General features: G+C 64.6%; 25 protein-coding genes. 10 read left to right on the top strand and 15 right to left on the bottom strand.

What is annotated here, in order from left to right:
• Positions 1-74 precede the first annotated feature (74 nt).
• The 4 genes from ON44_RS07580 to ON44_RS07565 all read right to left on the bottom strand — a co-directional run bounded on the left by ON44_RS07580 (position 75) and on the right by ON44_RS07565 (position 4,349).
• On the bottom strand, positions 75-701 hold the full coding sequence (locus ON44_RS07580) for an MBL fold metallo-hydrolase (protein WP_040687382.1): 627 nt from the start codon (positions 699-701) through the stop codon (positions 75-77).
• Positions 698-1,783 (bottom strand): S-(hydroxymethyl)mycothiol dehydrogenase, encoded by a 1,086-nt coding sequence (locus ON44_RS07575; RefSeq protein ID WP_040687381.1) that lies wholly within the window; start codon positions 1,781-1,783, stop codon positions 698-700. Before ON44_RS07575 ends, ON44_RS07580 begins: the two co-directional genes overlap by 4 nt.
• Positions 1,784-1,958: 175 nt before the next feature.
• Entirely contained in the window at positions 1,959-2,993 is a 1,035-nt protein-coding gene (locus ON44_RS07570) for an alpha/beta hydrolase (protein WP_040687379.1), read from the bottom strand.
• A 99-nt stretch (positions 2,994-3,092) separates the two neighbouring features.
• Positions 3,093-4,349, bottom strand: a complete 1,257-nt coding sequence (locus ON44_RS07565) for a metallophosphoesterase (RefSeq protein ID WP_245567040.1) — start codon at positions 4,347-4,349, stop codon at positions 3,093-3,095.
• Between the two features lie 276 nt (positions 4,350-4,625).
• Between ON44_RS07565 and ON44_RS07560 the strand changes: the two genes are divergently transcribed.
• Positions 4,626-5,921, top strand: coding sequence for an MFS transporter (locus tag ON44_RS07560; protein WP_040687442.1), 1,296 nt, complete (start codon positions 4,626-4,628; stop codon positions 5,919-5,921).
• Positions 5,922-5,925: 4 nt separating this feature from the next.
• Here ON44_RS07560 and ON44_RS07555 read toward each other — a convergent pair whose 3' ends face one another.
• Positions 5,926-6,300 carry a VOC family protein gene (locus ON44_RS07555; RefSeq protein WP_040687375.1) on the bottom strand — a complete coding sequence of 125 codons (375 nt, stop codon included), beginning with the start codon at positions 6,298-6,300 and terminating at the stop codon, positions 5,926-5,928.
• A 101-nt stretch (positions 6,301-6,401) separates the two neighbouring features.
• Here ON44_RS07555 and ON44_RS07550 point away from each other — a divergent pair, with 101 nt between their 5' ends.
• From ON44_RS07550 to ON44_RS07530, 7 genes are all read left to right on the top strand, one after another.
• Complete coding sequence (locus ON44_RS07550) at positions 6,402-6,803, top strand: nuclear transport factor 2 family protein (RefSeq protein ID WP_040687373.1); 402 nt, start codon at positions 6,402-6,404, stop codon at positions 6,801-6,803.
• Between the two features lie 39 nt (positions 6,804-6,842).
• On the top strand, positions 6,843-7,883 hold the full coding sequence (gene add / locus ON44_RS07545) for an adenosine deaminase (RefSeq protein ID WP_040687372.1): 1,041 nt from the start codon (positions 6,843-6,845) through the stop codon (positions 7,881-7,883).
• A 334-nt stretch (positions 7,884-8,217) separates the two neighbouring features.
• Positions 8,218-9,804, top strand: a complete 1,587-nt coding sequence (locus ON44_RS07540) for a hypothetical protein (RefSeq protein WP_040687440.1) — start codon at positions 8,218-8,220, stop codon at positions 9,802-9,804.
• A 200-nt stretch (positions 9,805-10,004) separates the two neighbouring features.
• Complete coding sequence (locus ON44_RS07535) at positions 10,005-11,306, top strand: glycosyltransferase 87 family protein (RefSeq protein ID WP_245567039.1); 1,302 nt, start codon at positions 10,005-10,007, stop codon at positions 11,304-11,306.
• 162 nt (positions 11,307-11,468) lie between these two features.
• On the top strand, positions 11,469-11,642 hold the full coding sequence (locus ON44_RS50015) for a hypothetical protein (protein ID WP_157187071.1): 174 nt from the start codon (positions 11,469-11,471) through the stop codon (positions 11,640-11,642).
• Complete coding sequence (locus ON44_RS50010) at positions 11,639-11,779, top strand: hypothetical protein (RefSeq protein WP_169338043.1); 141 nt, start codon at positions 11,639-11,641, stop codon at positions 11,777-11,779. The genes ON44_RS50015 and ON44_RS50010 overlap by 4 nt, the downstream gene beginning before the upstream one ends.
• Before the next feature lie 212 nt (positions 11,780-11,991).
• Positions 11,992-12,291 carry a hypothetical protein gene (locus ON44_RS07530; RefSeq protein ID WP_040687370.1) on the top strand — a complete coding sequence of 100 codons (300 nt, stop codon included), beginning with the start codon at positions 11,992-11,994 and terminating at the stop codon, positions 12,289-12,291.
• 104 nt (positions 12,292-12,395) lie between these two features.
• Here ON44_RS07530 and ON44_RS07525 read toward each other — a convergent pair whose 3' ends face one another.
• Positions 12,396-13,829: a purine-cytosine permease family protein gene (locus tag ON44_RS07525; RefSeq protein WP_040687435.1), complete on the bottom strand. Its 1,434-nt coding sequence runs from the start codon at positions 13,827-13,829 to the stop codon at positions 12,396-12,398.
• Between the two features lie 129 nt (positions 13,830-13,958).
• On the opposite strand from ON44_RS07525, the gene hutC reads away from it, so the two are divergent.
• Complete coding sequence (gene hutC, locus ON44_RS07520) at positions 13,959-14,714, top strand: histidine utilization transcriptional repressor HutC (protein ID WP_040687433.1); 756 nt, start codon at positions 13,959-13,961, stop codon at positions 14,712-14,714.
• A 136-nt stretch (positions 14,715-14,850) separates the two neighbouring features.
• Here hutC and ON44_RS07515 read toward each other — a convergent pair whose 3' ends face one another.
• The 7 genes from ON44_RS07515 to ON44_RS07485 form a co-directional block, all read right to left on the bottom strand.
• A complete protein-coding gene (locus tag ON44_RS07515; protein WP_040687369.1) occupies positions 14,851-15,570 on the bottom strand; it encodes a Mut7-C RNAse domain-containing protein in 720 nt (239 codons plus the stop codon).
• A 43-nt stretch (positions 15,571-15,613) separates the two neighbouring features.
• On the bottom strand, positions 15,614-16,222 hold the full coding sequence (locus ON44_RS07510; protein WP_051181687.1) for a F0F1 ATP synthase subunit B family protein: 609 nt from the start codon (positions 16,220-16,222) through the stop codon (positions 15,614-15,616).
• Positions 16,223-16,225: 3 nt separating this feature from the next.
• Complete coding sequence (locus tag ON44_RS07505; protein WP_040687368.1) at positions 16,226-16,729, bottom strand: F0F1 ATP synthase subunit B; 504 nt, start codon at positions 16,727-16,729, stop codon at positions 16,226-16,228.
• Between the two features lie 6 nt (positions 16,730-16,735).
• Positions 16,736-16,993 (bottom strand): F0F1 ATP synthase subunit C, encoded by a 258-nt coding sequence (locus tag ON44_RS07500; RefSeq protein WP_040687366.1) that lies wholly within the window; start codon positions 16,991-16,993, stop codon positions 16,736-16,738.
• An 83-nt stretch (positions 16,994-17,076) separates the two neighbouring features.
• The gene (gene atpB, locus ON44_RS07495) at positions 17,077-17,748 is read right to left on the bottom strand and encodes a F0F1 ATP synthase subunit A (RefSeq protein WP_245567048.1); all 672 of its coding nucleotides are present in this window, start codon (positions 17,746-17,748) and stop codon (positions 17,077-17,079) included.
• 113 nt (positions 17,749-17,861) lie between these two features.
• Positions 17,862-18,266, bottom strand: a complete 405-nt coding sequence (locus tag ON44_RS07490) for a hypothetical protein (RefSeq protein WP_245567038.1) — start codon at positions 18,264-18,266, stop codon at positions 17,862-17,864.
• A gap of 520 nt (positions 18,267-18,786) precedes the next feature.
• Entirely contained in the window at positions 18,787-20,289 is a 1,503-nt protein-coding gene (locus ON44_RS07485; RefSeq protein ID WP_040687364.1) for an FAD-dependent monooxygenase, read from the bottom strand.
• Positions 20,290-20,381: 92 nt separating this feature from the next.
• On the opposite strand from ON44_RS07485, the gene ON44_RS07480 reads away from it, so the two are divergent.
• A complete protein-coding gene (locus ON44_RS07480; RefSeq protein WP_040687426.1) occupies positions 20,382-21,023 on the top strand; it encodes a TetR/AcrR family transcriptional regulator C-terminal domain-containing protein in 642 nt (213 codons plus the stop codon).
• Positions 21,024-21,027: 4 nt separating this feature from the next.
• Here ON44_RS07480 and ON44_RS07475 read toward each other — a convergent pair whose 3' ends face one another.
• Both ON44_RS07475 and ON44_RS07470 read right to left on the bottom strand, forming a co-directional pair.
• Positions 21,028-21,480: a hypothetical protein gene (locus ON44_RS07475; RefSeq protein ID WP_040687361.1), complete on the bottom strand. Its 453-nt coding sequence runs from the start codon at positions 21,478-21,480 to the stop codon at positions 21,028-21,030.
• Between the two features lie 12 nt (positions 21,481-21,492).
• Positions 21,493-22,215, bottom strand: a complete 723-nt coding sequence (locus ON44_RS07470) for a metallophosphoesterase family protein (protein WP_040687359.1) — start codon at positions 22,213-22,215, stop codon at positions 21,493-21,495.
• Positions 22,216-22,228: the final 13 nt, after the last annotated feature.

The raw sequence follows: 22,228 nt of genomic DNA, 5'->3' as shown, positions 1-22,228 counted from the left end.
AAGATCAGGTGGAATCCATGGCGGCATCGGCCGAGAAGCCGCCGCCACCAGTGCCGCCTGATCTTGAATTCCGCTCAGTGGCCGCGGGCGATCCAGGTGGTGAGGGCGGGTTTTTCGGTGGCGATGGTGGTGCTGTCGCCGTGGCCGGTGTGGACTGTGGTTTCGGCTGGGAGGGTTAGTAGGCGGTTTCGGATGGAATCGATGATGGTGTCGAAGTCGGAGAAGGAGCGGCCGGTGGCGCCGGGGCCGCCGTTGAATAGGGTGTCGCCGGTGAAGAGGGCGGTGGCTTCGGGGAGGTGTAGGGAGACCGAGCCGGGGGAGTGGCCGGGGGTGTGCAGGACTTCGATATCGGTGCCTGCCACGGTGATTCGCTGTGTATCGGCCAGTGATTCGTAGTCGACGTCGGGGTGGGTCATGCGCCAGAGCGGATCGTCGCCCGGATGCAGCAGGATCGGGGTGTCGAGGCGTTTCGCGAGTTCCGGTGCGACGGTGACGTGGTCGTTGTGACCATGGGTACAGACGACTGCTCGGACATTGCGGTTGCCGACGGCTTCGATGATCGCGTCCGCATCATGCGCCGCGTCGACGATCACCACCTCGGCATCGTCGCCGATCAACCACACATTGTTGTCGACATCCCAGGTGCCGCCGTCGAGTGAGAAGGTGCCGGAGGTGACGACCCGATCGATGCGCAGGCTCACCAGACCACCACCGAACGCAGCACTTCACCCGCATGCATTGCGGAGAAGGCCTTTTCGACCTGGTCCAGGGCGATGCGCTCGGTGACGAAGCGCTCCAACGGAAGTCGGCCCTGCAGGTACAGGTCGACAAGCATCGGGAAATCGCGTTCGGGCAGGCTGTCGCCGTACCAGGAGGATTTCAGTGCGCCGCCGTGCGAGAACAGGTCGATCAGCGGCATATCGATGGTCATATCCGGGGTCGGGACGCCGACCAGCACGACGGTGCCCGCCAGGTCGCGTCCGTAGAAGGCCTGCTTCCAGGTTTCCGGGCGTCCGACCGCGTCGATGACCACATCCGCGCCGAAACCGTCGGTGTATTCCTGGATCTGCTCGACGACATCGGTTTTTGTCGCATCTATCGTGTGGGTTGCACCGAATTCCGTTGCCCAGCTGAGCTTCTGGGGATCGCGGTCGATCGCGATAATGGTCCGCGCGCCGGCCAGTCGCGCACCCGCGATGGCGGCATCGCCGACACCGCCGCAACCGATGACCGCGACCGTATCGCCGCGCGATACATTGCCGGTATTCATCGCCGCGCCGATACCCGCCATGACGCCGCAGCCGAGCAGTCCGGCGACGGCCGGGTCGGCATCGGGGGCGACCTTGGTGCACTGACCTTCGTGCACCAGCGTCTTATCCGCGAATGCGCCGATGCCGAGGGCGGGGCTGAGTTCGGTGCCGTCGGTGAGGGTCATCTTCTTGCTCGCATTGTGGCTGGCGAAGCAGTACCACGGGCGGCCGCGCTTACACGCGCGACATTCACCGCATACCGCGCGCCAGTTCAGGATGACGAAATCGCCCGCGGCGACATGCGTGACCGCATCCCCGACGGCCTCCACGATGCCCGCGGCCTCGTGCCCGAGCAGGAACGGGAATTCGTCGTTGATACCGCCCTCGCGGTAGTGCAGGTCGGTATGGCACACCCCGCAGGACTGGATGCGCACCACCACATCGTGCGGCCCGGGGTCCGGGATCACGATATCGACGAGTTCGACCGGTGCGCCCTTGCTACGGGCAACCACGCCACGAACGGTTTCGGACACGATTCCTCCTAGATGTCGCCGAGTGCTCGAGCCGCCACACATGCCGTTCCACTCATACCAAAGCCTAGGAGAGTGACCGTGGACTATTTCGACTTCGGGAAATACTCGCGTCCGGCCGTGACACGGAAGATCCATAACGCTCGGCATCTGTTGCGCGAATCCGAGCACAGCGGGCTCAGGTGCCCAGTCCGTTGGCGAGCACCGGCCAGGAGTCCTTCAGTGCGCGTTCCCAGTAACCCCAGGAGTGGGTGCCTGCGGGTTCGAGGTCGTAGGTGGCCGGAATGCCGAGCTGATTCAGCCTGCTCCGTAGGTTGCGGGTGCACCAGGCGGTCGACCCTTCGATCGCACCGCCCATCGTCACCTGCAGGGGCAGTCCACCCTCTGCCCAGCTCTGGGTATGCGGATCGGTGGGATTGTCGTACGGCCCGGGTAGTCCACTCCCCGCCGACAGGTACAAATTCAACCCGCGCAAGCCTTCGGCGTTGACATACGGATCATGCGCCGTCCACATCGGATCCTGTGGCGGCCCATACATATTCACCGGATCGCCGCCACCCTTGCGCACCGACAGCCCCACGAACGCCTGCCCAACCGGATCACTGATCTGCGCGCAACCACTGAATGCGCCGACGGACCGGTACAACCCCGGACTCGAGATCGCCAGCGAAAGCACCGACGTGCCGGAGGTGGAGATCCCCGCAATGGCATTGCGCTCATTGGTGCCCAGCGCGGCATCGATCAGCGGCGGCAATTCCCGAGTCAAATACGTCTGCCACTTGTTGACCCCCAACACCGGATCCGCCGCCCGCCAATCGGCGTAATAGCTGTACGCCCCACCGAGTGGCTGCACCACATTGACGTTCTTATCCCCGAAAAACCCCATGACATCGGTCTTCGAGCCCCACGTTGCCCCGTCCACCCCACCATCGACCCCCGCCAACAGATACAACGTCGGCCGCGGCACTCCGACATCCACGGGCCGCTGTACCTCCACCGAAAGCTCCCGCCCCATCGCCTCCGAATACACCGTCAATGTGAGATGCCGATCATCCCGAACCTGAATCCCGGTAATCCTCGATCCATCCGTGCTCACCACCGATCCCGGATCGTCCGGTGCCCCGTGCGAACGAGCTCCGGCCATAACGGATCCACTCCCGAGCACAATGGCGGCCGCGACAATCGAGGCAAATCGAAGACCACCAACACCCATCAGCTACCAACCTCTCGCGGCTCGGCCTTTCCGAAGTCTCACGCCCATCTGCGACAGTAGCCGGGTGGCGGTAGGGCGAGTGACGCGTCAGCCGGTGAACTACAACCCGGAGAAATCGCGCAGGACAACATGGTTGCGGTCGGCGCAGCTGCCGAGGGCGTGGTCCGGATGCAGGCCGAGGTATTGGCGGCGGGTGCGGGTGCTCCAACGGCGGGCCGACTCGGTGCGGGTCTTGTAGAAGTTGACCGTGTAGCCGCCCTCGTAGACTCGCAGCAGACTGTAGCCACCCGGATATTCCTTGGTGGCAGCGACTTCCAGGAATTCCACATCGACACCGGAGTCCGGGCGGTTGCGCCGGTTGCGATGGGTGTGGCCGCAGTGGTGCAGGAATACGCCGGGGGCGTCGCGATAGAGCGCGCCCAGCGCGGCGGCATTCGTGCGATCGAGAACGAACCCCGGGCCGCCCGGATTGCTCACCGCCGCATGGGAAGTCACTGGATGGTGCCCGAAAACAAGGGTCGGCCGATCCGGATCGGCCGCCAGTAGTTCGCGCAGATGCGCCAATTGCGGTGCCACGATGGTGCCACCGGATCCACGCAGTCGGGTGGTGTCGAGGCCGATCATGCGCAGCTCGCCGACGCGATATTCGACCAGGCGCTGACGGGCGTGAAATACCGTGCCCCAGTGGTCGATTCGGTGCTCGTCGGGCTTGTCGTGGTTACCGCGGCAGACGAAGTAATCGCGGCCGAGTACGCCCCACTCGTCCAATCGAGCCCGCACACCCAGGCATTGTTCGAGGGTGCCGGTATCGGTGAGATCGCCCGCGACGATCAGTTGATCCGCCGCGCGGTCCGGTCGGCGCAGATCATCGAGCAATGCGGTCAGCATGAAGTCCGGATAGTGCTCGGTCTCGTGACGCAGCCCGGTGGGAAGTCCGGCCACGATCAGTCCGCTGGTGTGCTCGCCGAAGTGCACGTCATTGGCGAGTGCGATGGTGTGCAGCAGTCGTCCCGGCGGTGGATCGGCGGTCGTGAATGTGCCGGTGGATTCCGGTGTTCCGCAGCGGCGGGTCACCAGGGTGCGGGCGGGGACGGCGCGGTGGCCGTCCGAGTAGGCCTCGAATCGGTACGTACGGCCGGGTTCGAGGCCGTCGAGCTCCGCATAGTGGTAGGCGGTCGGCCTGGAGTCCAGGTAGCGCGGCCGCGCCGCCGACCGACCGTCGACCGGTGCGATCCGGACCTCGGTATCGGCCGGGACCGGACGGGTGCGGCCATAGCGGTCGCGGTCGCGCGTGGTCCAGGTCAGGATTGCCGAGCGGTCGGTCACCGTGACGACCTCGAGGTCCGTGGCCAGCATCGAATCCCGTTGCGCACGAACGGAATGGGTGGTTCTGGGTCGAACGTAGAGTGGGGTTCGCACGGTCACGGCGGCGGCGGCCACATTCGCCAGCCATAGGGTTCGAAGTCGCGGCTCCAGCATGGGAATCTCCGTTCGCCTCTGCCTCGAACGGTACGGTTGCCGGTTGAACGCTCGGGTCCCCGCACATGACGTGTCGGCTGTCCGGTGTCGAACATTCGTATCGCCGGGCCTGGGAATTTGACTGCGGCGTGGATGCGGGTCGAGAGTTCGCGGATGGATGGAACGCCCGAGGTGTCCCGCGCGACGTTGCGCAAGGTCACGATTCGACTGGTGCCCTATCTCGGGCTGCTGTATTTCATCAACTACCTGGACCGGGTCAATATCGGATTCGCCGGGCCCAGCGGTATGAAAACGGAGCTGGGACTGACCGAGACGGCCTTCGGTTTCGCCTCCGGCATCTTCTTCATCGGCTATCTCGTACTCGAGGTGCCGAGCAATCTGGCGCTGCACCGGTTCGGTGCGCGCCGCTGGATAGCCAGAATCATGGTGAGTTGGGGTGTGGTCGCCACCGCCATGGCATTCGTGCCGAACGAAACCTGGCTCTATATCCTGCGATTCACCCTCGGCGTGGTGGAGGCCGGATTCTTTCCCGGCATCCTGCTGTATCTCACCTACTGGTTCCCACAGACCCAGCGCGCGAAGATCGTCGCACTGTTCATGACGGCGGTGCCGATTTCAACCGCCTTGGGCTCGACGGTGTCGAGTCTGATCATCCAGTACGGCGACGGTGCCTTCGGTCTCAGCGGTTGGCGATTCATGTTCCTGGTCGAGGGCGTGCCCGCGATCGCGCTCGCGGTGGTCACCTGGTTCTTCCTCACCGACCGGCCCTCCCAGGCGAAGTGGCTGACCGAGACCGAAAGAGATCGGCTCACCTCGGAGCTCGACAAAGAGCAGGCCGCGCGGGTCGAACACTGGACGGTGCGCAAGGCGCTCACCCATCCACGTGTGCTCGGCCTCGCCTTCATCTACGGCGGCATCGTCTATGGCCTGTATGCGCTCGGATTCTTCCTGCCCACGATCATCAACGGCTTCCAGCAGCAGTACGGCACCCACTATTCGGTGGTGCAGCGCGGGCTCATCAATGCGGTGCCGTATGTGATCGGCGCCGTCGTGATGGTGCTGTGGAGCAGGCACGGTGACCGAACCGGAGAGCGGACCTGGCATGTGGCACTGCCCGCGCTGGTCGGTGGACTCGCGATTCCGGTGGCGCTGTATCTGGGCAATCCGTTCGCCGCCATGGTCGCGGTCACCGTCTGCGCCGTCGGAGTACTCGCCGCGCTGCCCACCTTCTGGGCGCTGCCGAGCACCTTCCTCTCCGGCGCGGCCGCGGCGGGTGGCATCGCCCTGATCAACTCCATCGGCAATGTCAGCGGATTTGTCGCACCGTATGTCACCGGCGCACTGAAGGACCTCACCGGCACCCAGCGAGCCGGACTTTGGGTCGTCGGCCTGGCGATGATCGGCTCGGCCGCAGGCGTTCTCGCACTGCGATCCCGAATCCGCAACTGACGGGTCAGCCTTCGCGCTCGGCCCTGCCCCGCTCGATGCAGAACTCATTGCCCTCGGGGTCCACCAGCGTGACCCAGCCGAGCCCGTCGTCGGTGCGATGGTCCTCGTACAACTTCGCGCCCAGCTCGATGATCCGCCGCACCTCCTCGTCCCGGCTGCGCTCGGTTGGCATCCAGTCGAAGTGGATCCGGTTCTTCGTCTGCTTGCCCTCGGGCACCCGGATGAACAGCAATCCGGGCGTTCCGGGCGGCGCCTCGACCAGCGCGTCGTCGGTCCCCGGTCCGTCCAGCTCGGCCACCGGCCACCCGGTGACGGCGCTCCAGAACGTCGCCTGCGCATACGGATCGGCGCAATCGACCGTCACATGGCGAAGGATCATCCGACCGAGCGTAGCCGCCGGACCTCGTGCCGGAGGGCTGTGCGGCAGATCACCGGCCCTTCCCTCTGGTCGATATAGAACGATCCCTCTAATATGAAAATATGAGCAACCGCGACGTGGTCGAAAAGTTCTACAAAGCAACGCAATTCGGGGACGCCGCCGGCATCCTCGATGCGTTACATCCGCGCTTCCAGGGCTGGGTGGCGCCCGGCATGCCCAGCGTGACCGTTACCCAGGCGCACAGTCCGGAAGCGGCGCTCGCGGGCATCTGGCAGCCGGTGTTCCGCGAATACGAGATCGCCCCCTTCGCCGAGGAGTGGTTCGACGCCCATCCGGACACCGTCATCGTGACCGGCCACTACCGCGGCACCGCCCGTGCGACCGGCAAGCATGTGGCCGCCGAATTCGCCCACATCTGGCACATCGCCGACGAAAAGCTGTTCGCACTGCACCAATACACCGACACCTGGCACTGGCACGAGGCGCTGTCGGACGCGGCCTGAACGGACCCGACGGCGGCCGTCCAGGGGGATGATGGCTGCATGTCAACGGATCTCGCCGCATTCGTTCGTGGCCTGCCCAAGGCCGAATTGCATCTGCATCTGGAGGGGACGCTGGAGCCGGAGTTGAAGTTCCGGCTGGCGCAACGCAATGGGATCGAACTGCCCGAGCGGACCGTCGAGGAGGTGAAGCAGACCTATAAGTTCCACGATCTGACCTCGTTCCTGCGGGTGTACTACCCGGCCATGCGGGTGCTGCAGCAGTCGCAGGACTTCGACGATCTGGCCTTCGCCTATTTGACCCGGGCGCACGCCGATGGCATCCGACATGTGGAGATGTTCTTCGACCCGCAGGCGCATACCGGGCGCGGTGTCGAGTTCGGCGCCGTGATCAGCGGGTATCGCTCGGCGATCGTGCGGGCCCGCCGGGAGTTCGGCATCTCCGCCGAGTTGATCCTGTGTTTCCTGCGCGACTATTCGGCCGAGTACGCGATGGCGACGTTGCTCGAGGCGCTGCCGTACAAGGATTGGATCATCGGCGTCGGACTGGATTCGGACGAACGAGGCAATCCGCCAAGTAAATTCGCGACCGTCTTCGAGCGGGCCCGCCGCGAGGGCTTCCTGCTCACCATGCACTGCGATATCGATCAGGAAGGCTCCATCGAACACATCAGGCAGGCGCTGGAGGATATCGGCGTCGACCGCATCGACCACGGCACCAATATCGTCGAGGACGAGCGCCTGGTCGAACTCGCCAAAACCAAGGGCATCGGATTCACCTGCTGTCCGGTCTCGAATTCCTTTGTGACCGAACAGATGAAGTCGACCGAGATCCGCACACTGCTCGATCGCGGCCTCGCGGTCACGGTCAACAGTGACGATCCGGCCTACTTCGGCGCCTATGCGGCCGACAACTATCTATCCCTCGCCGCCAACGCGAACCTCGATCTCGACCGGATCGTCGAACTCGCCAAGAACTCGTTCCGTGCCTCCTGGCTGACGCCGGGACGTCTGGAAGGATTCCTGCGCGAGATCGATGACTACGTCGCGGCACATCGGCCGAGCGGATCCGAAATCGCCTGACCTATCGACCAGTTGGGGGCGACACGCCCGAATGTGTCGACACCCCTTGAATGAACCGACTGGTTGGCTGTTTGCTGATGGCGAGCAGTCGTGCCGCAGCGAATCCGAGCCGGTGAACCGGATGTTCATTGCGCGGCGGGTGGGGTTCCTGAGTGCTGAATCGTCGTAAAATCGAGACTTCGGATGCGTGTGTCGCGCGCGGCACGCCGCAGGACGACCCACTGGCGGCAAATTGACAGTTTCGCTGGCAACGGTGAATCGACTATGAATGTCTGGTGCCGTTCCCACGCGTGATCACTTGTCTGCCGTCGAATCTCTCCCGCTGGGAGTCGAATTGACCATCGAGCATCATCCCATCGAGGACGAGGTCGGACAGCTCGCGAGAAGGGTCGAGCGGGCTCGGGGCCGACTGGCCTACCAGTTCGATCCCGCGCTGACCGAGGCGCTCTCCGAGGACGAACTGGTCGCCGAGCGTGAGCTCGCGGAGAAGATCCGCGGCGAGGATCGCGCACAGCGATGGAAACAGGTCCAGGCCGCGGCCGCCGCGGCCGACCGCGCCAGGCAGACCACGGAAGCGATCGAGAAGGCCGACATCAGAGATCTATTGGTAGCCCGCAAGGCGATTGCGGCACAGCGACGGGAGTCCAGCCCACACGCCAAGCTGGCGTCGCTGTACCGGCACCGGGGATGGTCACTGCGCGCGCTGGCGGGCGTGGTGGCGGCGGGCATGCTGTGGTCCGCGGTCAATGTGCAGCACAACATCGCGCCGGGCGGGCCGGGCGATCCGCTGTACTGGTTCAGCTACCTCATCGAGGCGATGATCAGCGTCTGCTTGATCATCATCATGGTCGGCACCAACAAGGTCGCCGAATGGGGCGTGATCGACAACCGCCGACAGGTCGCCGCGGCCGAAATCGCCCTGCTGTCACTGACTGTCACCCTCAACACCTACCCCTATCTGCGCGATGGAGAGTGGTACGAAACCGGTGTGCACGCGGTCGCGCCGGTGATGATCGGTGTGGCCCTGCTCATTCACGACGCGGCCAGCGCGCGCTACGGCCTGGCCATCTACCGGGCGACCGAGCAGGTTCGCGAGCTGCCCGATCCGGCCGAACAACTCAAGCGGACGATGCCATCGATCGCGTCCTATCGCGCGAACACCCAGGCGGCCCTGGTGGCGCCGGGGGCGGAGAAGGAGTCCGGGGAGCCCGACGCTCTGGCGAGTGCCGAAGGTGCGGAACAGGACGCCGAGCTGGAAGTCGACGCGATCGTAGAGGCCGAAGAGGTCGAGGTCGAGGAGTCGCCCGACGGGGAAAGTGCTGCCGCGCAAGAGGGTTCGGAAGCACCCGAGAAGCGTCGCGCGCCGACCAACGGCCAGGCGCCGGACAATGCGGAGCCCCGGGCAGCCGAGCAGCGGCCCGCTCCCGCGAAGGCCGAGAACCGCCCCGCGGTCATCAAGGAGCCGACCGCGCCGGTCGCGAAGCCGGTAGTCGCGAAGAACAACCCCTTCGCGCCGGCCACACCCGAGCCGGTCGCTACGGCCGAGACCAAGCCCGTCGCGAAGGTCGAGACCCCGCCGCCCCCGGCCAAGGCGCCCGCACGGAAGGCCGCCCCGGCCGGCCAGGAGAAGCCCGCCGCGGAGAGCAAGCCGTCGGTCGTGTCTGCGCTGCGCAGGGGCAACGGTTCGGCTGCGGCGACGGCACGCAAGCCCAGTTCGCTCGAGGGCAGGAAGGACAGCAGGACAACCGAGAACGCGCGCGGCAAGGGCAGCGCACCCGCCGAGCCGGATTCGCACCTGCAGGTGGTTCGCACGCCCGATATCCACGACACCGGGCAGTTCCGCATCGCCGAGATGCTCGAACAAGAACTTGCCGAACTACAGGCGGAGCGCAGGCGGGCCAGGGCCAGCAGGCAACGATGATCCCGCGGCTTGCTTGCCCCGGCACTTCGGGGCATGATGCAGGCGCGGGTCATTAGGTACGTTAAAAACTGGCTATCGCCGTAGTAGTGCAGCAGGTGCGGGACGAAGGGATGGATCGCTCGTCGTGATGAGGTCTTATCACCCAACAGGATCCTGTCCTTCGAATCCTGCGACGGTGTTGCCTCGGTCATAGCGGATCGGTGCGAGACACCCGGAAGCTGGAGTTTCCGCGTACGGGACCAGCGATATACCTGCTCGCCGGGAGCGCCCTGCTGTCGGTGATCCTGCTCTTCACCACCATCGATCCCTTCCTGGACAAGGGCGGATTCCTGGTCGGTGGCCTCGACGTGCACATCTATCGGGACGGTGCGTGGCGCATCGTGCACGATCTGCCGCTGTACACCGAGCCGACCATGCGCGGCCTGCTCTACACCTACACGCCGTTCTCCACCATCGCGTTCGTGCCGATCTACATGGTGCCGTGGGGGTACGTGACGAACACCTGGCTGGCGGTCAACCTCTCTGTACTCGTCGCCTGTGTACTGCTCAGCTGGCGGCTGCTGGGTTATCGGATCACGACTCGACTGGTGGTGGTCAGCGTGCTGCTCGCGGTCACCTGCGTATTCATCGAGCCGGTCCGTCAAACGCTCTACTTCGGGCAGATCAACCTGGTGCTGATGCTGCTGGCGCTGTTGGATGCGCTGCGCGAGGACCGAAGCAAACTGCGTGGCCTCGGCGTCGGACTCGCGGCGGGCATCAAACTCACCCCGATCTACTTCGTCGCTTATTTCGTGGCTCTGCGGCAGTGGCGCGCGGCGTTTACCGCATTCGTCGTCTTCGTCGCCTCGATCGCCTTCGCATGGGTCGTCCTGCCCACCGATTCCCGGCAGTACTGGACCTCGACGTTCTTCCAATCCAACCGGATCGCGCCGGACAGCCACCCGTCCAACCAATCCATCCGCGGCGTCATCGCGCATCTGCTCGACGGGCCCGCGCCGGTGTGGTTGTGGTTGCTCATCGCAGGCTCGGTCACGATCGCCAGCATGATGATCACGACGGCGCTGTATCAGCGAGGTGAGCGGCTGCTGTCGATCACCCTGGCCGGTCTCACCGCCTGCGCGGTGTCGCCGTTCTCCTGGGGACACCACTGGGTGTGGTTCGTGCCGCTGTTCGTCTTCCTCGTGCACAAGGGGCTGGACAACTGGCGCTGGTGGGTGTCGGCGGCGGTGCTGTTCACGGTGACCGCCTCGTGGACCTACCACTGGAGCAAGACCTGGGTGTCGATCGGAGTGTTCCTGCTGCCGCCGTGGTGGCCGATCACCAAGGTCTTGATCAACGGCTACGTCATCGAATTCCTGATCGTGCTGATCGCGGCGTGGATACACCTGCGCAGGGACGGCCGGTCGGCCCTCAGCGAGCATTCGGCCGAGCGCTCGATCCGACTCCCGCTCCCGCGCCGCCGCGATCCGGAGTCCCCTTCGTGCCCAACCCCTTCTCCCTGACGGTCCTCGGAACCCGTTGGAGCAGGCCAGGTTTGCGGGCGAACGCGCGCACTCGAAGGGCTGCTGTCCGCACTCTTCGCCGATCAGCGTGAGCCGGGCGTCGACGAGGTACCCGACAGCGCCGTAGGCCTGCTGGTCGACCTGCACGCCTACGGGAATTACGTGATCACACCGACGATGGCCGCGCCCGATGACACCGCGCGACTGCGGAATCCGGCCGCGAAGGTCGCACCCACCGGATTCGCATCGGGCACCTCGGTCGATACCGTCGGCTATCCAACCTCGGGAACCAGCATGGATCAGGCCTTGGCGCACTGGGTGTGGCGGCGCTGGTGATGGAGATCGGGCCGCGCGATGCGGACTGCGCCGGATTCTTCCCGGAATACTTGTGTGTCGACCGGTTGCTGTGGCCACAGATCAGGCAGGCGTTCAGTGCGGAGGCATGGGCGGCCGCCGCGCCGTATCGGCAATAGGCCCAGACCCTTTGCGATCTCTTTACCTGCGGATTCCCTTCGGTTTCCGCCCGAAAATGGTCTCTTGCCGGGCCCGTCAACCGGAGTTACGGTTGCTTCTTGCGTCGCGAAGCAATCGGTCACCGCCAGGTTGCTGGACCTCCCGTGCGACGGGGGGTATTACTTCGATGTCGCACGAATATTTCGCTCGACCGGGCCGGAGGTTTCCCGCAATGACGAAGAAGAAGGCTCAGCCCAACCCGATGTTCGCGGTGACCATGGTCAATGCCATCCATCAGGATGTCGATGGCTACGGAGACAGATGGGTTGCGACAGTCGACCACGGAAACATGCGCGCCGACTGGATCGCCCAAGCGGTTGCCAAGGACGCGCGCACAGTCCGGATCTGGTGCGACGATTGCGGAAACAGCGTCCACCTGTGCCCAGAAATCCGCGATTACCTCCCCGCGGACGTCCGCAAGTCGCTGGCCGACGCCTGGGAGCACTACCACCCGACACACCACGCGTCGTAGTCGACGAGTTCCCGACCGCGCTCTCGGTTGATCACGAGGCGCCGACCGGCACCAGGGCCATGAGCGCCCCGCCCCTGTTATGGGGTCGGGGCGCGGTCGGTATCTCAGGACACCGGAGCATCCACGGTGTCCGTGGGATAGATCATCCGCTCCGGCGGGTTGCTCGTGCGACGTGCGAGCGGATAGTAGATGGCCGCTGTGAAGACGATGCCGACGATCCATGAGATATCCGCGCCGCCGAGCACATCGGTGATCGGGCCGGTGTAGAGCTTCTGTGCGAGGAACGGGATCTGGGCGAGAATGCCGAGGGTGTAGCAGGTCAGGGCGGCGAGGTTCCAGCGTCCGTAGCGGCCGTTCGGATCGTAGAGCGCCGGGATATCGATGCGCTCGCGCGAGATCAGGTAGTAGTCGATCAGGTTGATCGCACTCCACGGGGTGAACACCATGAGCAGGACGAGCACGAAATTCTTGAAGTTATTGAGGAAGTCGGCGCTGGCCCCGATGGCGATCAGCATCGACACCACAGTGAAGCCGATGATATAGGCCGCCCGCGCGGCCTGGGTGGTGCGCGACCGACCGTTGAACGCGGTCACCGATGTCAGGATGGACATGAACCCGCCATAGGCGTTGAGACAGTTCACCGTCAGCTTGCCGATCACGATGACCAGGTAGATCAGTAGTGCGATCGCGGACGGGCCGGCGAGGTCGCCGATGAAGCCGACTTGATTGCCCAGGAACGCTTTTCCGGCGACCGCGGCCACCAGCGCGCCGAGCGTCATCGCCCACTGCGAGCCGAGCACGCTGCCCGCGAAAGTGGACCAGAAGGTGATGCGCGCACTGGTCGTGCGGGGCAGATAGCGCGAATAGTCCGCGACGTACGGTCCGAAGGTCAGCTGCCATCCCGCACCGAGGGAGATCGCGAGGACGAAGGTCACGATGTCGAAGGATTTGGTACCGACGTAGGCGCTGACGTCGTATTCGGCGAACAGGCGGATGGTCAGGTAGGTGAAGCCGATGATGCCGACCACGGTAGCGATTCGCCCGATGACGTGGATCAGCCGATAACCGGTCACCGCGACTACGGCCGTGAGCGCACCGAAGACGAGTATGCCGACGGTCGAATTGTCCACGTGCAGAATCTTGTTCACCGCCTGACCGGCCAATACCGTGCCGGTCGCGGCGAAACCGAGATACATCACGATCACGAGCAACAGCGGCATTACCGCACCGAGGACGCCGAATTGCGCTCTGCTGGAAATCATTTGCGGCAATCCGAGCCGCGGACCCTGCGCCGAATGCAGCGCCATCACAATGCCACCGAGAATATTGCCGAGCAGCAATCCGACGATCGCCCATAGCGCGTCGGCACCGAATACCACCGCTAACGCACCGTCGACGATCGCGGTGATCTGCATATTCGCGCCGAACCAGAGGGTGAATTGATTGCGCGGCGTGCCATGGCGTTCGGCATCCGGAATTACTTCGATGGTGCGGCGCTCGATCTGCAGTCCGGCGTCGATTTCGTCGTTGTGCGGCATGGATCCGCCTTCCATCAGGAGAAGGGGGGCAGCTGGGACAGCCTGCCCAGATGCATAGTCCTGTATATACAAGTGACTGTCAACCGGAACGGCTAAGGTTGCGGCCAGGCGACGTGAGAGGTGGTGGCGATGGCCCGCCCGGTGGGCGATGCAGACCTGGCGGTCTTGTTCGCGGCGTCCGGACCCGATACGGCACCGGCATATGAGCGGATCAAGACCCTGATCCGCACGCAGATCGGCGCCGGACGCTGGGTCGCGGGGGATCAGCTGCCTTCGGAGAATCAGCTGGTCGACGCGCTCGGAATCTCCCGCATGACGGTCAACCGTGCGCTGCGTGAGTTGGCCGCGGCCGGGGTGGTCGTACGGATGATGGGGGTCGGCACCTTCGTCGCACCCGCGAAGGTGGCCTCGCCGCTGTTCGAGGTGCGCAATATCGCCGACGAGATCCAGCAGCGCGGTCACCGGCACCGCACCGAGGTCATCTTCCTGCGCAGCGAACCCCTCGATACCGAAAACCCACTGCTGGGCGATTGGCCGAGCGATTCGGTATTCCATTCGCTGCTGGTGCATTTCGACGACGAGGTGCCGATCCAGGTGGAGGACCGCTACGTCAACCCCGCGGCCGCACCCGGCTATCTCGACCAGAATTTCGCCGAGATCACCCCGAACCGGTACCTCAGCGAGGTGGCCCCGCTGGTGCGCGGCGAGCATGTCGTCGAGGCGGTGCAGGGCGGCCAGGAGGACTGCAGGCTACTGCGCATCCGCCGCACCGAACCATGTCTCCAGATCCGCCGCCGCACCTGGTCCGCCAGCGCCTTGGTCAGCGTGGCCCGGCTGGTCCACCCAGGCTCCCGCAGCCGACTCGAAGGCGCTTTCGGCGCCTGATCCGCCTGGGCGGGAACGTCTCCCGCGCGATCCGCGCGCCACACACATTCCGCCCACGATTTCGTGTGCACCACCGCGAAACGCGCGTGCTGTCGTGGGAGGTGCGTGGCGTCGTGGGAGGTGCGCGGTATCGCGGTCAGGTGCCGAAGTGGAGGGCGTGGGTGACGATCGCGTCGAGACGCGCGTGATGGGCACCCTTCCAATAGGTTCGGCCGCAGTCGACGCACTGTGCGAATGCGTCGTAGGTGCGTTCGGTCTCGTCCGGAAGTTGTCCGCGCAGGGTCTGTTTGTCGGTTATGCGCAGCGGGCCGTTGCAGGCCGTGCAGCGGGTCCATGGCGCAAGGGGCGGTGCGAAACGCGATAGCACGTCGTCGAGTTGTTCGACGGGACGGTGACTGTAAATGTATGCGCCGGCGAAGATTTCGCGTCGACGCAGCAGTCCGCGATCGCGGGAGAGCAGGATGCGATGTTCGGTTGCCGAGCGCGTGGCGAGTGCGGCGTCGCCGATATCCGGATTCTCGTAGGCGGTGTCGACGCCGAGTAGTCGCAGCCGTCGCGCCAGGGTGCCGAGATGGATATCCAGCAGGAAACGCAGCGGTTCGTCGAATCGCTGCGGGCGCACCACAGCGCGCACCGACACCGACTCGCCGTCGGTGGGCAGATACGACGGGTCCACGGACCGATCATCGACCAGCAGTTCGCCCACCTCGGTGAGCGGCACGCCGAGGGATTCCACGATGTGTCCGAGCGTCGACACAGTGTCGATCCGCACGGACGAGCGACCGTCCCGCTGTGCGGCCGCGACGAACAGCCGCAATTCGGGCGCGAAATCAATCGTGATCTGCGCGGTGCTCACGCGGCCAGCATGCCAGGGCATGCGGTCCGGCGACCACCCGGTTTTACAAAGCCCAGGGCTCGGCGCGGCGTCGGACCGGAGGCTCCGCGTTGGCCATGGCCTCGAGGTCTTCGAGGAATTTGTCGATACTGTCGGCTGCCACGTGCGTGGAGCCGATCTCGTAGCGGACCTTTTCCTCGGTGCTGTCCATGACCGTGGTGATGAGCTCGTCCTTCAGATCGCGGATGAGCTGGGTGCGCATCTGGGCGATCTGGTCGCGGCCCTGGCTGCGGACCCGGGCGACCTCGGCATCGGCGAATTCGCGCATCTTGGCGATGATGCGTTCGGCGTCGGCGCGCGCGTCCTCGCGGATGTGCTCGAGTTCGGCCTGAGCGTCGGTGACCGCGTTGTCGTAGGCGCGTTTGGCCTCGACGAGGCGGTCGGCCGCCTGCTGGTTCTCCTCGAGCTGTTTCTGAATATTGTTCTGCGCCTTCGCCATCAGTCGTCCGACCGGCGGTGCCACATATTTGACGATGATGAAGATGATGACGGCGAAACCGAAGAGCTGGCTGAAGAAGATCGGCCAGTCGAAGGTGATGTGGAAGATGCCCGAGTCCTCGGACTCGGCTGCGTGGATGGCCCCTTCGGCAAGGATGCCGCTGTTGAGGTTCATTGGCTACGCTCGTCCTGACTGATGGCCGGCGCTGGAGCCGGCGTGCCGATCCTTTATGCCGAGCACTCGATCGGCCAATGTCTCGGCGAGCGGTTCGACAGCCTCACGCAGCTCCGCGGCAACTTGGTCCGCCTGGGCCCGCAGTTCCGTCGCGGATTCCGCGACGATCCTGTCGGCCTCGTCCTGCGCCTCACTTCGCAACTGCTCGAGGATAATTCGGCCCTCGTGCCTTGCCTGGTTCCTGATCTCGACGGCTTCACTGCGCGCCTGCGCGACGGCCGCCTGATATTTCGCTTCGGCGTCGGCGAACAAGGATTTGGCTTCCTTGTTGTCGACCGCGGTTTCGGCGACTCTCGCCTCGCGTTCCGCCAATACCTTGCGTATCGGCGGAACGACGAACAGCCACATGACCCCGAGCACGATCAGGAAGATCAACAGCTCGGCGAAGAATGTGCCGTTGGGGATCAGGAAGTTCCCCTCGGCAACAACATCCGTTCGCGGAGTCATACTGAATTACTTACCTGGAGTAGCGAATACGAAAAGCGCCATGAACGCTAGATTGATGAAGTACGCCGCCTCGACCAGACCGACGGTCAGGAAGAAGTTACCGCGGAGGCGACCCTCGGCTTCCGGCTGACGGGCAACGCCGTTGATCAACGCGGCGCCGGCGAGTCCGTCACCGATACCCGCGCCGATGGCGCCACCGCCCATAATGATGCCGCCGCCGATGAGCGCGCCCTGGACGATGGCTGCCGTGGTTGCGTCTGCCATTTTTCACTTCCTGTTCTTTACTGAGCTCGATCGGCGGCGCCGATCTGTAGTTGTTTCGAGCGATCCGAAAGTGGTCGCAGGGGCTAGTGCTCGTGCTCCAGCGACATCGACTGGCTGAAGTAGAGGACGGTCAGCAGCGAGAAGATGAATGCCTGGATGGCTCCGACGAAGAGATCGAAGAGTTTCCAGATGGCATTCGGTCCCCAGCTGATCCAGAACGGGAACAGTGCGATCACCGAGACCATCACGCCGCCCGCGAACATGTTGCCGAACAATCGCAGCGACAGCGAGAGCGGTTTGGCGACTTCTTCGATGACATTGATGAAAACCATTGGGCCCCATCCGGTGTGGCCCTTCAGCAACTGCTTGGCATGCCCGCCGGGGCCGCGCCGATATATACCCGCGCCCTGGTACATGACGAAGACGAACAGGGCCAGCGCGTAGACGAAATTGACATCCGACGCGGGCGGCGCGATCAATTCGCCGTGTCCGTATTGCACCGGCAGCACGGACAGCCAGTTCGACAACAGGATGTAGATGAACAGCGTGACGGCCAATGGCAGCGCGAACGGCGCGACCTTCATGCCGATGGCGCTTTCCACCTGGTTGCGCATCTGGACCGTGACGGTCTCGAAGAACAACTGCACGCCGTTGGGTACGCCCGAAGTCAGCTTCGCCCGCAGGTAGAACGCCAAACCGAGCACGATCGCCGCCGCGAGGGCGGTCGAGATGATCGTGTCGACATTGAAGTCCATACCCCACAGATGCGCGACCGCGTGTTCGCCGACCTTGATTTTCGGCTCTTCGGCGGGCGCTTCCTCGGCAAGGACCGGAAGCGCTGACTGGGCGAGGAAGGCGAGTTGATTCGTCATGATTGCTGGCGAAGCTCCTTCACTTCAGGCAAGACGGTGACCAACACCAGAATCACTTGAAAGGCGGCCAGGCCGAAGAAGATTCCGATGCCATGCGGCCTTGCCAGGAAACCCACTGCGAGCGAACCACCGGTTATCGCGATCAGTCGAGTCGCCGAGGAGAGGTACAACCCCTGTTTCCGTGGTTTCTCGGCGTCGGCGACTCGGTTGACCGTCAATCGGGTGAGTTGTGCATTCACCCAACCGAGTCCGAGTCCGATGCAGATGAACAGTCCGAGCAACAGTCGATCGAGCGGCCCGGTCGCTGCCAGGGTCAGCACGCCGATGCCGATTGCGAAGACAGTTGCACGGCGCATTCGGAGTGCGTTGACATCCATTGCGACACCGCCTTCGCCGGTCATCCCACCTCGTAGTGGGGTCTTAATTGATCGATAGCATACACATTAACAACCCTTTTGGAAGGCAACGTTTTTGATCTTTCTCCGACGAAATTTCGGACGATGTCCGTTGGGCGACAGTGTCACACGGGGGACGACAAGATCAACTACCGATCTCGGTCCGTGTCGGGGAAATCGGACAAAACGGTCAACGTACTGCTTTCTGCTAATCCTTGGCTTATTCAATCATTGTGCCTAATTTCGGTCATGTTTTTGTAAAGAGATTCCAAAGCGGTGACCGATACGCTGAGTTGGAGTCGGCTCGTGGCATCGGATCGTGCGATCGCCGCGATAATCCGATACCGCATCCCGGCGGCCGCGGTTGATAGCTGGCACGCTGCCGCTCGGGTCGCGACTTGCGGGTGCCGGGCCGGTCGCCGGACGCGGACACGCCGGGTTGTTGACCGGGTGCCTTCGGGGCAGTGGCTCGGGTGACATCGTGGGAGAGAGTGGTGGGTCGAGTCGGCAAGCAGGGGCGGGTTGATCATCGAACAGTTGATCCGCCTGTGGATTCGGGGGCTCCGACCCAGGTGGTGAGTGCTTCGGTCAAGCCGGCGGAGGAGGGTTCGCCGGTAGCCCATGCGACGTAGCCGTCGGGGCGCAGCAGGACGGCGGCGGGAGCTTGGATCGCGCCGAAACCGGGGATGGTCCAGTGCTCGCCGTGGCCGACCGCGCTGATGATCTCGACGCGGTCCTGCCATTCCGGGATGGCCGGAACTTCGCTTCCATTGAGTACCAGCAGGACTGGACGACTCACGCGCAGCAGCTCGTGGACCCGGGTATCGCCGTCCGCGGTTGCGAGGTCGGCATCCGGGACGCGACGGCCGATGAGCGGGTGCTCGCCCTTGATGTCGTAGCGGATATCGAGTGCGGTGATCATCAGGCCGAGGCGGTGGCGCACCTGGTCCATATCGATCAGATCGCTCATGATGTCGCGCAGTGCGTCGGTGTGCGGGCCGGGGCGTCCGAGCGCGGTCTGGGCGCGGGTGTTGTGCAGGACGCGGGCGGCGATGGGGTGGCGTTCGGACTCATAGGTGTCGAGGAGTTCGTCGGATGCGTTGCCGCGCAAGGTGGCGGCGAGCTTCCAACCGAGATTCATCGCGTCCTGCAACCCCAGGTTCTGGCCCTGACCGCCCGCCGGGTAGTGGATGTGCGCCGCATCCCCGGCGAGGAAGACGCGACCGACGCGGTAGCGGTCGGCCTGGCGGGCGGCATCGCTGTAGTGCGAGATCCAGCGCGGGCTGTGCATGCCGAAGTCGGTGCCGGCGAGTTCGGTGAAGTTGGCGCGGAAGTCCTCGAAGCTGAGTTCGGCGCCGCGCTCCAGGACGAGGTCGTGGCGCTGCACGAGCAGTCGGTGCCAGCCGGGTTCGAATTGGACCACGGAGAAGTCGCCCGCACCGGCGCGGTGTGCGAAGACGGTCTGTGCGGGCGGATCGGCCAGTTCGACATCGGCCAGCATGCCCGTCGCGGTCGCGTCGGTGCCGACGTAGTCGATGCCCGCCAGTTTGCGCACCGTGCTGCGGCCGCCATCGCAGCCGACCAGGTAGGCCGCGCGAATCCGGCGTGGATTCGGGCCGCCGATTTCCACCTCGACGCCCGCCGCGTCCTGCCGGAAACCGACAACGGGCGAACCCCACCGCACGACCGCGCCGAGTTCGGTTGCGTGCCGGTCGAGTTCGCGCTCGATCACCGACTGCAGGACGGCCAGGGTGAAGGGGTAGCGGGTATTGAAATCGCTGAAGTCCAGGCGCAGGCCGCCGAAGTGCCCGGCCTGCATGACGCGGCCGAGCGGGAGCAGGTCGTCGAGTAGGCCGCGCTGATCGAGGATTTCCATGGTACGGGCGTGGATCCCGCCCGCCCGCGATTCGCCGGTGCGCGCCGGAAGTCCATCGACGAGCGCGACATCCACGCCGGCCAGACGCAGTTCGTAGGCCAGCATCAGCCCGGTCGGCCCGGCACCGGCGATCACCACATCAGTCGTTTCCATGTCGGTCTCCTTAACGTTGTTAAGCGATTTAACGTTGTTAAGGAGACCAGAACATTGTTAAGCTGTCAAGGGTCGGACAGTAGGAGATGACAGTGAAGATCGATGCGAAGGTGATCGCCGAGGCGGCGTTGGGCTTGCTCGACGAGGTCGGTCTCGACGGATTGACCATGCGGAAGGTGGCCGGGGCCCTGGACGTGCAGGCACCCGCCCTGTATTGGCATGTCAAGAACAAGCGCGAACTACTCGATGCGATGGCGCGGCGGGTATTCGTCTCCGCTGTCGACGGGATCGAGGCGCCGCGGCAGGGTGAGGACTGGCAGGACTGGGTGGTGGGGGTGGCCGGGCGGTTGCGCCGGTCGATGCTGCGCTATCGGGATGGGGCGAAGGTGCTGGCCGGAACCTATGTCAGCGATGAAGCCATGTGGCGCACCACGGAACTGACCCTGCGCACGCTCGAGGACGCGGGTTTCTCGGTGGAGCATGCCGAGCGAGTGTTTCCGATCCTGCTGCACTACACGGTCGGGTTCGTCATCGAGGAACAAGCGCAATCCGGCGCGGAGTACGCGGACGACAATCCCTACGATCCCGCGCGGATGGCGCAGACCGTCGATGCCGAGCGTTATCCGCGGACCGCCCGGATGGTGGCCGAGCTGTTCGACGCCGATACCGATGTGGAATTCGAACGCGGCCTGCGGGTCATCCTGGCTGGAATCCTCGCCACGCGATCCGCGTAAGCGCTCAGCGGCCGAAGCCCGCCAGACCGTCGGCGAGAGTGCTGATATCCAGTGCGTCGAGCACCTGTTGCCGGACGTCCGGACACTGGGTGGTGGTGATGCGATCGACGATGGCGCGGTCCGTCAGGACAGTGTCGTTGAGGCCGCCGTTGCGGGCCGCCCAATCGTGCACCGTGCCGTTGAAGCCGAGCTTGCCGAGCTGCGCGCCCTCGGTGCGCCAACGGTCGACCTCGGGTTTCAGCATGTCGCACAGCTGTTTTGCCGCCGTCGGGGTGATCTCGTCCGGATTGGGCACCTGTGCGGAGCTGCCCGGGGACGAGAAGGTGATGGTGATGTCGGGATGGGAGGTCGGGGTGGCGGGCACCGGGCCGAGGGGGCCGTTGCTGCCGCAGCCGGCGAGCAAGGCCGCCGCCACGGTCGCCGCTGCCAGCGTGGCGATGGATCCGATCGAGGGCATCGGTACTCCTTATTATTCTTTTGTTTCCGGTGTCAGCTCGTAAACGACGTAAGCGGTGCGCACCACCGGTTGAGCCACATTGCGTACCCGGATGCCGCCCGGGGTGGTGCCGCGTTCGGTGCCCGCGTGCGCGTGCCCGTGGATCGCGAGGTCGGCGCGCTGGTCATCGATGGTTTCGCCGAGTAGATAGGAACCGAGGAACGGGTAGATCTCGCGTGGCTCGCCGTGCAGGGTGTCGCTGATCGGGGAGTAGTGGGTCAGCGCGATCGTGATATCGGTGTGCAGGCCCGCCAGCGCGTCGCGCAGCATCTCCGCGAGGTCGACGGTGTGCGAGGCGAATTCACGCATCACGCGTTCACCGAAGACGCTCGCGCATTTACCCGCGAAACCGCCGCCGAAGCCCTTCGTCCCCGCGATGCCGAGAGTATGTCCGTCGACCGCGAATTCCGTTGCGGTGCCCTCCAACACGGTGATGCCGTGATCGGTGAGCTCGGCCGTGATCTCGTGCTGCGCGTCGCTGTGGTGGTCGTGATTGCCGAGCACCGCGACGACCGGAACGCCGAGATCGGCGAATTCCGCCGCGACGACGCGGCCTTCCTCGACCGTGCCGTGCCGGGTGAGATCACCGGCCAGCAGCAGTACATCGGCGCGGTCGTGCAGTTCCGCGAGTGCCGGGCGGAGTTCGCCGCCCGACTCGGCGCCGAGGTGGATGTCACCGATTGCCGCGATCCGCATGCCACACTCCTTC

Origin of the sequence: Nocardia vinacea NBRC 16497 (genome assembly GCF_000308835.1) — a bacterium.
Classification (GTDB): Bacteria; Actinomycetota; Actinomycetes; order Mycobacteriales; family Mycobacteriaceae; genus Nocardia; species Nocardia vinacea.
Note: the sequence above shows the minus strand (reverse complement) of the source record. Positions and strands in the feature narration are given on the sequence as shown.

Bases quoted from the DNA above. Each gene is read 5' to 3' on its own strand.
- ON44_RS07525 (WP_040687435.1), bottom strand. From the start codon at position 13,829: ATGCCGCACAACGACGAAATCGACGCCGGACTGCAGATCGAGCGCCGC.
- ON44_RS07505 (WP_040687368.1), bottom strand. From the start codon at position 16,729: ATGACTCCGCGAACGGATGTTGTTGCCGAGGGGAACTTCCTGATCCCC.
- ON44_RS07550 (WP_040687373.1), top strand. From the start codon at position 6,402: ATGAGCAACCGCGACGTGGTCGAAAAGTTCTACAAAGCAACGCAATTC.
- ON44_RS07485 (WP_040687364.1), bottom strand. From the start codon at position 20,289: ATGGAAACGACTGATGTGGTGATCGCCGGTGCCGGGCCGACCGGGCTG.
- ON44_RS07500 (WP_040687366.1), bottom strand. From the start codon at position 16,993: ATGGCAGACGCAACCACGGCAGCCATCGTCCAGGGCGCGCTCATCGGC.
- ON44_RS07570 (WP_040687379.1), bottom strand. From the start codon at position 2,993: ATGGGTGTTGGTGGTCTTCGATTTGCCTCGATTGTCGCGGCCGCCATT.
- ON44_RS07565 (WP_245567040.1), bottom strand. From the start codon at position 4,349: ATGCTGGCCACGGACCTCGAGGTCGTCACGGTGACCGACCGCTCGGCA.
- ON44_RS07530 (WP_040687370.1), top strand. From the start codon at position 11,992: ATGACGAAGAAGAAGGCTCAGCCCAACCCGATGTTCGCGGTGACCATG.
- ON44_RS07475 (WP_040687361.1), bottom strand. From the start codon at position 21,480: ATGCCCTCGATCGGATCCATCGCCACGCTGGCAGCGGCGACCGTGGCG.
- hutC (WP_040687433.1), top strand. From the start codon at position 13,959: ATGGCCCGCCCGGTGGGCGATGCAGACCTGGCGGTCTTGTTCGCGGCG.
- ON44_RS07560 (WP_040687442.1), top strand. From the start codon at position 4,626: ATGGATGGAACGCCCGAGGTGTCCCGCGCGACGTTGCGCAAGGTCACG.
- atpB (WP_245567048.1), bottom strand. From the start codon at position 17,748: ATGGACTTCAATGTCGACACGATCATCTCGACCGCCCTCGCGGCGGCG.
- ON44_RS07490 (WP_245567038.1), bottom strand. From the start codon at position 18,266: ATGACCGGCGAAGGCGGTGTCGCAATGGATGTCAACGCACTCCGAATG.
- add (WP_040687372.1), top strand. From the start codon at position 6,843: ATGTCAACGGATCTCGCCGCATTCGTTCGTGGCCTGCCCAAGGCCGAA.
- ON44_RS07510 (WP_051181687.1), bottom strand. From the start codon at position 16,222: ATGAACCTCAACAGCGGCATCCTTGCCGAAGGGGCCATCCACGCAGCC.
- ON44_RS07555 (WP_040687375.1), bottom strand. From the start codon at position 6,300: ATGATCCTTCGCCATGTGACGGTCGATTGCGCCGATCCGTATGCGCAG.
- ON44_RS07470 (WP_040687359.1), bottom strand. From the start codon at position 22,215: ATGCGGATCGCGGCAATCGGTGACATCCACCTCGGCGCCGAGTCGGGC.